This is a genomic window from Pseudomonas sp. BF-B-30 (genome assembly GCF_019956305.1).
GTDB classification, from domain to species: domain Bacteria; phylum Pseudomonadota; class Gammaproteobacteria; order Pseudomonadales; family Pseudomonadaceae; genus Aquipseudomonas; species Aquipseudomonas jessenii.
The window spans coordinates 56615-69002 of sequence record NZ_JAHBDG010000083.1 but is presented as its reverse complement, the minus strand read 5'-3'; the positions used below and the strand labels follow the sequence as shown (position 1 = coordinate 69002).

The 12388-nt window shown below is 60.9% G+C and carries 9 protein-coding genes; 4 read left to right on the top strand and 5 right to left on the bottom strand.

The window, feature by feature from the left end; all coding sequences use genetic code 11:
- Nucleotides 1–33: 33 nt before the first annotated feature.
- From KGB29_RS28090 to KGB29_RS28080, 3 genes are all read right to left on the bottom strand, one after another.
- The gene (locus KGB29_RS28090; RefSeq protein WP_154910749.1) at nucleotides 34–843 is read right to left on the bottom strand and encodes an energy transducer TonB; all 810 of its coding nucleotides are present in this window, start codon (nucleotides 841–843) and stop codon (nucleotides 34–36) included.
- A gap of 247 nt (nucleotides 844–1090) precedes the next feature.
- Nucleotides 1091–3451 carry a TonB-dependent receptor gene (locus tag KGB29_RS28085; RefSeq protein WP_154910750.1) on the bottom strand — a complete coding sequence of 787 codons (2361 nt, stop codon included), beginning with the start codon at nucleotides 3449–3451 and terminating at the stop codon, nucleotides 1091–1093.
- A 134-nt stretch (nucleotides 3452–3585) separates the two neighbouring features.
- Entirely contained in the window at nucleotides 3586–4506 is a 921-nt protein-coding gene (locus KGB29_RS28080) for a TauD/TfdA dioxygenase family protein (RefSeq protein WP_090452452.1), read from the bottom strand.
- A 183-nt stretch (nucleotides 4507–4689) separates the two neighbouring features.
- On the opposite strand from KGB29_RS28080, the gene KGB29_RS28075 reads away from it, so the two are divergent.
- Nucleotides 4690–5610: a LysR family transcriptional regulator gene (locus tag KGB29_RS28075; protein ID WP_154910751.1), complete on the top strand. Its 921-nt coding sequence runs from the start codon at nucleotides 4690–4692 to the stop codon at nucleotides 5608–5610.
- A 105-nt stretch (nucleotides 5611–5715) separates the two neighbouring features.
- Here KGB29_RS28075 and KGB29_RS28070 read toward each other — a convergent pair whose 3' ends face one another.
- On the bottom strand, nucleotides 5716–6729 hold the full coding sequence (locus KGB29_RS28070) for an ABC transporter substrate-binding protein (RefSeq protein WP_102670652.1): 1014 nt from the start codon (nucleotides 6727–6729) through the stop codon (nucleotides 5716–5718).
- Between the two features lie 402 nt (nucleotides 6730–7131).
- Here KGB29_RS28070 and KGB29_RS28065 point away from each other — a divergent pair, with 402 nt between their 5' ends.
- From KGB29_RS28065 to KGB29_RS28055, 3 genes are read left to right on the top strand one after another with little or no spacing between them, the layout of a single operon-like run.
- A complete protein-coding gene (locus KGB29_RS28065) occupies nucleotides 7132–8730 on the top strand; it encodes an ABC transporter permease (protein WP_154910752.1) in 1599 nt (532 codons plus the stop codon).
- A complete protein-coding gene (locus KGB29_RS28060) occupies nucleotides 8727–9542 on the top strand; it encodes an ABC transporter ATP-binding protein (protein WP_154910753.1) in 816 nt (271 codons plus the stop codon). Before KGB29_RS28065 ends, KGB29_RS28060 begins: the two co-directional genes overlap by 4 nt.
- A gap of 15 nt (nucleotides 9543–9557) precedes the next feature.
- Entirely contained in the window at nucleotides 9558–11168 is a 1611-nt protein-coding gene (locus tag KGB29_RS28055) for an arylsulfatase (RefSeq protein WP_154910754.1), read from the top strand.
- Between the two features lie 132 nt (nucleotides 11169–11300).
- Here KGB29_RS28055 and KGB29_RS28050 read toward each other — a convergent pair whose 3' ends face one another.
- A complete protein-coding gene (locus KGB29_RS28050; RefSeq protein WP_154910755.1) occupies nucleotides 11301–12374 on the bottom strand; it encodes a fatty acid desaturase in 1074 nt (357 codons plus the stop codon).
- Between the last annotated feature and the right edge of the window lie 14 nt (nucleotides 12375–12388).

Genomic DNA, 12388 nt, shown 5'->3' with positions numbered 1-12388 from the left:
CGTGTAAACGTTTCGCGCGAATTTGGTTTCGGTTTAATGAATCTTGAAATCGATGGGCACGCTGACCCAACCGTCCTGGGCGACATCACCCTGCTTGGCCGGCACGAAACTCCAGCGCTTCACCGCGTTCAGCGCTGCTTCGTCCAACGCCTCGCGGCCGCTGCTTTTCTGGATCTGGACCTCGCCGGGCTTGCCGCTGGCCAGCACATGCACGCGCAACAACACCGTGCCTTCCCAGCCACGACGCTGGGCCAGCGAGGGGTATTCCGGTGCCGGGTTTTTCAAGTAGCCCGCGTTCGCTGAAGCAGGTGTCACGGGAGCTGGGGCCGGGGGAGCAGGTGGCGCAGGAGCCGCTACGGGCGCTGCCGGTTTCGGCGGCGCGGGTGGTTGCTCAACGGCCTTGGGCGCCGGTTTCGGTATCGGCTTGGCAACCGGTTTGGGCTTGGGAACCGGCTTCGGTGGCGGCGGCTTCACAGCCAGTTCCTCTTCCACGGGCGCAGGCGGCTCAACCACTGGCTGAACAGGTTGCGGTGGCGGCGGCTCGACCACCGGTGGCGCCGGACGCGAGAACTCGATGGTCATCGGCGGAATCTGCGGTGGCACGATGGGCAGCACGGTGGTCGGTTGCTGATTGACCCAATAGATCACCGCGCCATGCACCAGCAACGCCAGCAAGCCCAGCACGATCGTTTCCCGTCGGCGAAGGACGCCTTTTGGCGCGCGCTGCAAACGCAACTGACCCAAGGGCACCCGGTGCGGTCGGCCGAGGTCGACCAGCTCACCACCGGGTGCCTGGCGCCACAGCACTTCATGTGCACCGGCGGCGGTCTGGACATTGCCCATTGTTTAACTCCCTGCGGTCTCTTTGCGGATTACCGGAACGTCGTGCTGAACATCCCCCGACGACGTCCTGGTAGAGCAATCATTGGCTTGAACGCTTAGTTCTGAAATTTATGTTTAGATCTTTAGCGAATATATAAAACCATCAACCCACCGCCAGAGCCCGCCGTTCAAGGGCTCCGGCGTAGTGGAAAAAAACCGATGCCTTGCCCGCATTGAAAGTATTCATCCAAGGCATGGTTTTTCTCCGTCAGAAGTCGTATCGACCGGTCACGCCCAGCGTCCGCGGTGTGCCGAGCAGGCCTTCATAACCGCCATTGGCGGCCGTCCACAGCGTCGTGTAGTAGGTTTTGTCGAAGGCGTTTTTCAGCCACAGCGAAACGTCCCACTGCCCCTGGTTGAAGTCGCCGCGAAGGCCGGTGGACAGGTTGACCACCGCATAACTCGGAATCTGCCCGAAGTCGGAATCTTCCACCGTGCCCACCGCTTTGGAGCGGAACGCATAGCTGGCGGTGACGTACTCTTCGAAGCCGTTGCTCAGGTTCCATTTGTATTCGCCATTGGCGTTGCCGATCCATTTCGAAGCACCGACCACTTGATGGCCGCTGAGGTCGCAGGACGCTGGAGCGCCCGGCGCCAGGCTGACTTCCGGCGGGCACGGCGCGTCCTTGTAGGAGAGGTAGCTGACGTCGTTGTACGAGCCGTTGATGTTCAGCGTCAGGCCACGCAGCGGGATCAGGGTGCTTTCGAACTCCACGCCACGGGAGCGCACGGAGCCGGCGTTCGTCAGGTATTGCACGCGATTGATGGCGTCGTAGGCGTTGGTCTGATAGCCGTTGACCTGGGTCCAGAACAGGTTGGCATTGAGTTGCAGGCGACGGTCCCACAGGGTGCTCTTGAAACCGAGCTCGGCGTTATTGGCGCGCTCGGTGCCGATCAGCAGCGAGTCGGCGCCGGCAACCGCTGCCGTGCCTACCGCCAGATTGACCCCGCCGGACTTTTCGCCATGGGACAAGGTGGCGTATGTGAGCAGGTCGTCGGTGATGCGGTAGCTGAGGTTCAATAGACCCGAGGGGCTGGAGCTGTACTGATTCAGATCGCCGGAATCGAAAGCGCCGGCACGACCGCGCCGTGCTGCGGCGGCCGCACCGGTTACCGTAACGCCACCGACCGGTGCCTCGCGCGTGACATTGGCGTTTTTCTCTTCATAGGTGCCACGTAGCCCGGCGGTGAAATCCAGGCGTTCGGTCAAGTGCCAGGTGCCTTGGGCGAACAGCGCAAAGCTGTTGGTTTCGATATGACCGTTGCCGACGCTGTCGATGTTGTTCAGCGCACCGTTAGGTGTACCGCTCCAGATGTCCGCTTGCGGTCCGTAGAAGGTGAAGGATTTGTTGTCCAGGTCGGAACCGAAGTAGTAGGCGCCGAGCACGTAATCGAAGAGTCCACCGGTAGGCGACGCCAGGCGAAACTCCTGAGAGTACTGCTTATCCTCCACCGAAACGCCAGCGTTGTGGAAGGCGGATACGTTCAGACCATCATCGTTGCGCGGGGTGAAATTCCACCAGCGATAGGAGCTGATAGAGGTCAGGGTGAAGTCGCTTGGCAGCGTCCAGTTGGCCTCGACCGAAGTACCACCCTGATGCACGGTGACGTGCTGTTCGTTGTTCAGGTTGACCTTGCGGTGCGTGCCGTCGACCAGTGTCGCGCCCGCCGCGTTGGCCCGGGTCTGATACAGGTTGGTGCCATTGATGGTTGGGCCGGTGTTGTACAACACACGGGTGCCGGCGCTGGAATCTTCCTCGTTGTAGTCGCCGATCCAGCGCAAGTTGAACGACTCGTTAGGCTTGAACAGCAACTGCCCACGGAAGCCTTCGCGGGAGCCACCGTTCAAATCGTGGCCGTCGAATTCATTCTTGATGTCACCGTCGCTGCGGGTGCGATACGCGGAAAAACGTCCCGCCAGCTCGTCGTTCAGCGGGCCGGAAATCGTGCCCTTGGTCTGGAAGTAGCCATCCTCGCCCACCGAAGATTCGATGCTGCGTTCAGGGGTAAAGGTCGGCGCGCGGGTGCTGATGTTGATCACGCCGGCGGTGGTGTTCTTGCCGAACAAGGTGCCTTGCGGACCACGCAGCACTTCGAGTTGCTCGATGTCCATCAGGTCGAATACAGCCATGCCGGGGCGGCCGAGGTAAACGTTGTCGATGTACAGGCCGACACTGCCTTCCAGGCCATCGCTGGCCGGGTTGTTGCCCAGGCCACGGATCGACACGCTGGACTGGCGCGCATGCATGTAGGCGACGTTGACGCTCGGCACCAGTTGCTGCAGATCCTGGATGCGATAGACCCGCTGGGTTTCCAGGGTCTGGCCACTGACCACGCTCATCGGCGTCGGCACATCCTGAGAACTTTCTTCGCGGCGGCGAGTGGTGACCGTCACGGTTTCCAATTGCGCGCTGTCGGCCGTGGCGGCCTTGACCGGAATGGATTCCGGGGTGGCGCTGTCGGCTGCATAGCCTTGGGTCCAACTGGCGCTGCCTGCCAGCAACAAGGCCAGTGGCAGGCGTTTGAGCCGTTGGGGTGAAGAGGTTGAAGCGAGGTGCAACGGACTCATAAGGCGGGGTTCCCGATCAAAGTAAATGCTGTGTTGCTTGCCAGGCCGCCATCGCGAGCAAGCTCGCTCCCACACTGATCCTGTGAACTGCGAAGATCCCCTGTGGTAGCGAGCTTGCTCGCGATAGCGTCAGTTCAGACGCCGTCGATATCCGGCCCTTTCACCGTCTGGCTGACCTGCCCGTTCACCCCCACCGGCACTTCCCCCTTGAGCGTCACCCGGCGCACGATGCGATCCTGGGTCCCGTAGTCATCCACCGCGTAATGCTGGGTGGAGCGGTTGTCCCAGATCGCCACATCACCGGCCTTCCAGCGCCAGCGCACGATGTTTTCCTGGCGGATCACATGGCTCTGCAACAGACCGAACAGGTGCGCCGAATCGGCCTGGGAATAACCCTTGATGCGTTTGACGAAATGCCCCAGCAACAGGCTCTTCTCACCGCTGACCGGGTGCACGCGGACCACCGGGTGCTCAGTCTCGTACACGGTCGAGGTGAAGATCTTGCGATAGCGCTCCAGCTTCTCGGCCGAGACGTCAGGCCTGGTGCCGGCGTAGTCATATTCGTTGCTGTGCACGGCGACCAGCTTGTCGGCCAGCTCACGCAGCTCCACCGACAACCCGTCATAGGCAGTGGCGGTGTTGGCCCACAGGGTGTCGCCGCCGAAAGCCGGGGCCACCACCGAGCGCAGGATCGAGGCTTTTGGGTAGGCTTCGACGAAGGTCACGTCGGTGTGCCAGGAGCTCGCACGCTGGCCCTCGGCACCGTCCAGCTCCAGCAGAAAACGCGTACCTTCGCGCACCGGCACAGTCGGGTGCGCCACCGGTTCGCCGAGCAGGTGAGCGAACGCCTCCTGGCGTTGGTCGTCGAGCTGGGTCTGGTCGCGGAAGAAGATCACTTTGTATTGCAGCAGTGCCTGTTGAATGGCTTCAACAGTGGCGGCATCCAGCTCGCCCGAAAGCTGTACGCCACGGATTTCGGCACCGATGCGACCGGCCACCGGATGGATTTCAAGCGCGTGAACAGCGGGTTGTACTGCGAAAGCGGCATTGCTCATGGGTAGACCCTCATCAGACTGCTTACGGTTGAACCGGCCGCGAAACACTGCTCTATCTATATTCTATTTAGATCTATTAGATATCTGCATGCTTCGTTGACGGAATAAGAGGTTGCATTTAAAACCTCAGTCAACCCTCGTCGCAAATGCCTTCGAGCTATTTTTAGGATGCCGGAAAAGCATATGGATCTTCGCCAGTTGCGTTACTTCATCGCCCTCGACGAACACCGCAGTTTCGTGCGCGCGGCCGAGGCCATGGGCATTACCCAGCCGGCCTTCAGCCGTAGCATTCAGGGGCTCGAACACGAGTTCGGCTGCGTCCTGGTGGACCGTGGCAACAAGGATTTGCGCCCCACCCCTGAAGGCCTGGTGGTGCTGCAACATGCCCGCAGCCTGGTGCAGGGTGCTGCGCTGCTCAGCTGCGAAGTGACGCAGATGACCAAGCTCGATGCCGGTGAACTGCGCTTCGGTTGCGGCCCGGCACCGGCGGTGAAACTGGTACCGGATGCGGTGGCTCAGTTCATCAACGCGCACCCGAAAGTGCGCACCTGTTTCGAGGTGGATAACTGGGAGAAACTCAGCCGCGCCCTGAGCCGTGAAGAGATCGAATTCTTCATCGCCGACATCCGCCATTTCGAGTCCGATCCGAACTTCCAGACCCAGGCTCTGACGCCCAAGCGCGGCGTGTTTTTCTGCCGGCCAGGGCATCCGCTGCTGGCCAAGGAGAGCCTGTCGACCAACGACATGTTCGATTACCCGCTGGCGACTACGAAGATCCCGCCGGGCATTCGCAAACTGCTGGCGAACCTCAGTGGCCGGGTGGATTTTTCACCGACCATCGAGACCGAACATTTTCCGGCGCTGGTGAAAGTGGTGCTGCAATCCAATGCCATCGGCGTGGGAACGCAGGAGGCGTTTATCGAGGACGTTGCCCAGGGGTCGCTGGCGCTGCTGCACTGGCGCAACCTGCCGCAGAACATTGAGAGCATGAATGCGCGGTGCGGGATTGTCAGCCGCACGGGGTTCCGGTTGTCACCGGCGGCGCGGGCGATGATCGAGACGTTGGTGGCGGTGGACAGGCAGCAGATCAGCGTTGCTGTTTAGGGCCCCTTCGCGAGCAAGCCCGCTCCCACATTGGATTTGTGTACGACGCAAGTCCAATGTGGGAGCGGGCTTGCTCGCGAAAGCGTCCGCATTGACGACAAAAATTCAGAGCTTCGCAGCAGCCAACTCCGGCACCACCCAATCACTGACCTTGAACGACTTGCGAATCAGCTTCTGCTGCGAAGCCAGGTCCACGGCATCCTGCAATTTGCCGAGGAACACCGGGTCAAGCGTCGAGGGGAACACCTCGCTCAGTTTCTGATCCTTCAGGTCCTGTGTGAGGATCACCGCCGGATAACTCGCCAGCCCCGACACCAACTGAATGTAGGCGTCCTTGTTGCTGTCCTGGGTCAGCCACTCCACGGCCTGCTGTTGGGCCTTGAGCAGTTTCGCCACCGCCTCCGGATGCGCATCGACAAACTTTCCAGTCCCTATCAGCACCGCCTGCACGCTGCCCGCACCGCCCAGATCCTTGGTGTTTAGCGGTAACTCGGCCAGCCCCTTGGCTTGCAACGCCGTCAGCCCGGAACCGCCCCACGAGGCATCGATCTGCTTCGCCGCCAGCGCCGCGACCGCCGCGTTGAAGTCGAGGTTGATGACTTTCACATCCTTCTCGCTCAACCCCTGGCTAGCCAGCGCCGCATCGAAGGACAGCTGGCTGGCGGTGCCACGGAAGATGGCCACGCGTTTGCCCTTGAGGTCCTGCAGGGTCTTGATCCCTGAACCCGGCACCACGCCGAGGTAATGCTTCACCCCGCGCGCCGAGGCGCTGAGCAGTCGCGTATCCAGACCATTGGACTTGCCGATGATGGCCGCCAGATCGCCGAGGTAGGCCAGGTCCACTTGACCGTTGGCGAACGCCTCGTTGATCACCGGGCCTGCGCCCTTGAAGAAACTCCACTGAATCTTGATGCCTTGATCGGCGAAAGCCTTTTCGAAGATCTGTTGATCACGCAGCACATCCACGACCCCGCCACCACTGTGCTGGGTACCGGCACTCAGGTCCGGCACGGCGATGCGGATTTCCTTGAGTTCACCAGCGTTGGCCGTGAAAGCCAGCAGGCCCGCCAGGGCCGGTGCGGCGAACAGACTGATGACACGTTTGAAGGGAAGGTTCATGGGTGCGGCTCCTTGAGGCAACGGGCGTTGAGGAGCCGAAAGTAGGCCCAAGTAGAACCAACACTTAAATACTATAAATTCACATTTTTAGACTATTTTGATCTATATCAACGCCTGCGGACCTCTCCGTGGCGTATGCCTTGGCAGCATCAAAAATATTCTTCGAATGCATTGGATGCAGTGGCTTATGGAGGCCTTAAATGGTTTCGCTTATCTCTCAATAGCATTGATTTTAATTTTTATAGATCAATTTTGCATACGCCTTGGACCCTGTGGGAGCGGGCTTGCTCGCGAAAAGGGAGTGTCAGTCACTTCATGGCTGCCTGATACGCCGCTTTCGCGAGCAAGCCCGCTCCCACAAAAAAGCAGGCCTGTATTGCAACTCGACAACGGAGGTCATCCATGGCCCGTGTTTCTCTGCTCAGCTTGCCATTGCCCGCGCCGTCGCTTGAAAGCAAGCAGCGCTGGCCGAGCCTGAACCATCGGCTGTTGCCATGGTTGTTGCCGACTCTCCTGTTCAGCCTCTGGTGGCTCGCCAGCCGCAATCACTGGATGAGCGAGCAGATCCTGCCGGCGCCGACCCTGGTCTGGAGCAGCGCACTGGAATTGTCCCAAGGCGAGTTGTGGAACCATTTGTGGATCAGCCTGCAACGCTTGTTCTGGGGGCTGCTGGCCGGGATCAGCGCAGGTGCGGTTTTGGGTGCCGCACTGGGCTTCAGTCGTCGACTGGAGCGCCTGGTATTTCCAACCTTTGCCGGGTTGGCGCAAGTTCCGACCCTGGCCTGGATTCCATTGTTCATGGTGTTTTTCGGCATTGGCGAAGTGCTGAAACTGGTGGTGTTGATCAAGGCCATCGTGGTGCCGGTGACCCTGCATACACTGGTCGGTGTGCGCGATGCACAACCAAGACTGCGCGAAGCCGCCGCCGTGTTGCGCCTGCCCAGGCACCTGTTGATCCGACGCCTGGTGCTGCCTGCCGCACTGCCGGCATTCATGGCCGGTGTGCGCCTCGCACTGGCCGCCGGCTGGACTTCACTGCTCGCTGTTGAACTGCTCGCTTCCAGTGAAGGCATCGGCTACCTGATGGTCTGGGCCCGGCAGCTGTTCATGCTCGACATCGTGTTCGTGTGCATTGTGGTGATCGGCTTGATCGGTGTGGCGATGGATCGCGGCATCGGTTTGCTGGACAGGAAACTGGTGCACTGGCCGCACCCGGCCACGGCCGAAATCCGTCGCGGGCCGCGTTATCAAGGTTGGCAGCGATTGCAACCGTGGCTGCTGCCACTGGCGCTTCTGGCGTTGTGGCAACTGACCTCGGATCAGCAATGGATTGACGCGAACATTCTGGTCAGCCCGCTGGCCGTCCTGCAGACCACTCGGGATGGTTTGCTCGACGGCACATTGCTTGGTGGCATGGCCCTGAGCCTGGGCCGAACCCTTGGCGGGTTGCTGCTCGGCGGCGGGCTCGGGTTTGCCTTGGGGTTGCTGCTGGGATTGTCGCGCACCAGTGAACGCGTGCTCGGCCCAACCCTCGCCGCCATCCGTCAGATCGCCATATTCGCCTGGGTGCCACTGCTCACCGCGTGGTTCGGCCTGGGGGAATTGGCCAAGTGGGTGTTCGTTGCCCTCGCCGCCTTTTTCCCGTTGTTTATCGCCACCCAACGCAGCGTCGCCCACCTCTCGCCGCAACTGAACGAGGCAGCGCAGGTGTTGCGCCTGAGTCTGCGTCAGCGCCTGGTTCGACTGGTACTACCGGGCGCGGCGCCAGGGATTTTTGCAGGGCTTCGGCTGAGCCTTATCTACGCCTGGCTCGGCACCATTGGCGCTGAATACTTCATGCCGTCCAACGGCGGCATCGGCAGCCAGATGATCGGCGCCCAGCAACTGCTGCGCATGGATCTGATCATGGCCGGCATGCTGCTGGTGGGCCTGACCGGCGCCCTGCTCAACCTCATTGGCCAACGCCTGGAAATCCGCGCCACTCGCTGGAGACACGCATGAACGCACCGATTGTCAGCTTCAATCACGTGGGCAAAACCTTCGACGTCGACGGCTTCACACTTGAGGCCATTCGCGAATTCAACCTGGACATCGCCGAGGGCGAGTTCGTCGCCATTGTCGGCTCCAGCGGTTGCGGCAAATCCACTTTGCTGCGGCTGCTGGTGGGCCTCGATACGCAGTTTCGCGGGCAAATCAGCGTGGACGGAAAAGCCGTCACCGGCATCGGCGGCGAGCGCGGCATCGTCTTTCAGGAACACCGCTTGTTCCCGTGGCTGAGCGTGGCCGACAACATCGGCCTGGGCCTGGTCAACGAGCCATTGAGCGCTGCGCAAAAGCACAAGCGCATCCACGATTTCATCGAACTGGTGGGCCTGGGCGACTTCGCCCGCGCCTATCCGCACCAGCTCTCCGGCGGCATGGCCCAGCGCGTGGCCATTGCTCGCGGACTGGTGGCCAGCCCACGGATTCTGCTGCTGGACGAACCCTTCGGCGCCCTCGATGCACTGACCCGCCAGCAGATGCAGGACGAACTGTTGGCGATCCGCGCCCGGGCAAAAATCACCACCGTGCTGGTCACCCACGATGTCGAGGAAGCGATCTTCCTCGCCGACCGTGTCGTGGTGATGGAGCCGCGTCCGGGGCGGATCAAACAAGTGGTCGACATTGCCCTGCCCCATCCGCGCCAGCGCAGCAGTTTCGACTTCCACCAGTTACGCGAGGAACTGCTTCACGAACTCACCAGCGACGATCACTACCAGTCCCCCGTGCCGGTGCAGGTCCGCGATCTGCCGTTGTCCTTCATTGCCTACTGAAAAAGGAAATTCTTGATGCCGCAACGTCCCAACTTTCTAGTGATCCTGGCCGATGACCTGGGCTTTTCCGACATCGGCGCCTTCGGTGGCGAAATCAACACGCCGAATCTCGATGCACTGGCCAGCAATGGCCTGCGCCTGACCGATTTTCACACCGCGCCGACCTGCTCGCCGACCCGCTCGATGCTGCTCACCGGTACCGACCACCACATCGCCGGCATCGGCACCATGGCCGAAGCACTGACCCCGGACCTGATCGGCAAACCGGGTTACGAAGGACACCTGAACGACCGCGTGGTCGCCCTGCCCGAGCTGCTGCGCGAGGCCGGTTACCAGACCTTGATGAGCGGCAAATGGCACCTGGGCCTGACCGCAGAGCTGGCGCCGCACGCCCGGGGTTTCGAGCGTTCGTTTTCGCTGTTGCCCGGCGCGGCCAACCATTACGGCTTCGAGCCGACCTACGATGAAACGACGCCACGGCTGCTGAAATCCACCCCGGCGCTGTACATCGAAGACGACCAATTCATCGATGAACTGCCGAAGGATTTTTATTCCTCCGATGCCTTTGGCGACAAGCTGCTGCATTACCTCAAGGAGCGCGACCAGACCCGGCCTTTCTTCGCCTACCTGCCGTTTTCCGCGCCCCACTGGCCGCTGCAGGCGCCGGCCGAGGTGGTGGAAAAATACCGCGGGCGCTATGACGCCGGCCCTGAAGTATTGCGACTAGAGCGTCTGGAAAAACTCAAAAAGCTGGGGCTGATCGAGGCCGATGTCGAGCCGCATCCTTTGATCCAGTTGACTGCACAGTGGGATGCCCTGAGCGACGAGCAACGGCAGATCTCCGCGCGGGCCATGGAGGTTTATGCGGCGATGGTCGAGCGCATGGACTGGAACATCGGGCGGGTTGTCGATTACTTGCGCCAGCAAGGGCAACTGGACAACACCTTCATCCTGTTCATGTCCGATAACGGTGCCGAAGGGGCGTTGCTGGAGGCCTTTCCGAAATTCGGCCCGCAGTTGCTGACCTATCTCAACCAGCATTATGACAACAGCCTGGACAACATCGGTCGCGCCAACTCCTACGTCTGGTACGGGCCGAACTGGGCACAAGTGGCGACCGCGCCGTCGCGGCTGTTCAAAGCCTTCACGACCGAAGGCGGGATCCGTGTTCCGGCGCTGGTGCACTACCCGCAATTGCCGCTCAAGGGCCAGATCAGCCATGGGTTTGGCACGGTAATGGACATCACGCCGACCATTCTTGATCTGGCCGGCGTGCGTCATCCAGGCAAGCAGTGGCACGGCAAACCCGTGGCGGAAGTTCGAGGCAAGTCGTGGCTTGGGTTCTTGTCTGGCGAGACGGCGCAAGTGCATGACGAGCACACCGTCACCGGTTGGGAATTGTTCGGACGTCGGGCGATTCGGCAAGGGCAATGGAAGGCGGTTTACATCCCGGGACCGGTGGGGCCGGCGACCTGGCAGCTGTATGACCTGGGCAATGATCCGGGGGAGATTCATGACCTGGCGTCGAGCCAACCGCAGAAGCTCAGTGCCTTGATCGAACATTGGCAGCGGTATGTGGATGAGACAGGGGTGATCTTGAGTGAGTCGCCGTTTCAGCCGGATTGATATTGCCTGATGCACCGCATTCGCGAGCAAGCCCGCTCCCACAGAGGATCTCGGTTGTTCACAAATAATGTGTTCTCTGAAGATCAAATGTGGGAGCGGGCTTGCTCGCGAAGAGGCCCTTGCAGACAACCATCAAGCCTGAGCAGTACGCACCTTTTCCCCGACCAATTCGTCCTTGCGCTCAAACCGGTTGGCCCGTGCAAACGTACCGAAATCATTGAACCGCACGCCCATCTCGCGCATCACCTTGTGTCCCACCGGCACGGTGAGCTGCCGGATGTAGAACGGTTCCTTCACCACAAAATGATGAATCCCGTGGCTGCTGCCGAAGTTGAAGCAGAACGCCTGCAACGGCCACAGCCACCACGCGTTCAGCACTTGCGTCTGCTGCATCACGTTGCCCGGCTCCACGTCACCGTAGTAGTGCATGTTCGAGCTGATGAAGTGCAGGCAGAACGTGCGCAACACGTTCGGGCCGATGATCACGACCGCCGCGATGTCGATCACCTGCATCACCGACAACGTGGTCGCCGACCACTCGATCGGTGCGCCCATCAGATGTGCAACGCCGTTCGCTGCGTGGAAACCGAGAAACACGTACCACGCGCCCCAATGCATCAGCGCCAGCGGTGCGTAGACCTTCAGGGTGCGCTGGACGATGCTGATCTTTTGCGCCCAGGTCTTGGCCCGCAGCATGCGGATGAACGACGACATCATGTTGTCGCCAATCATCAAGAATCGCGCGATACCCCAAGGCTCGCCGTTGGTAATGGCGCGTTCTTCCATATCGGTTTCAGAGCCCGACACCTTGTGGTGATTGAGGTGCAGATGGCGGCGAATCCACGGATTGATAGTGCTCGGCCGCGCCAGCCACACCAGCCCCATCATCAGGTTGTGCGGCACCTTCTGCTTGCGGAAGTACATGCTATGGATCAGGTCGTGCTCCAGCTCATGGGTCAACGAGGCAAAAAACGCGTTGAGCAGCAGGCACGCCCACCACGCCATGTGCCCGGTCATATAGAGTGCCGCCGAACCGACCATACCAGCCAGGGCGAAGGCCAGAATGCCTGCGCCGAGGGCGTCCTGATGCTTGAGAATCGGGTATTGCTCGCGCAGCTCGACGCCTCTGGCCAGCACCACTTCGCGGATATGGGCCGATCGTTGGGCTGCATTCAGTCGTTGGGGGCTTGCAGAAGTACCGTCCATGCTTCCATCCTCTG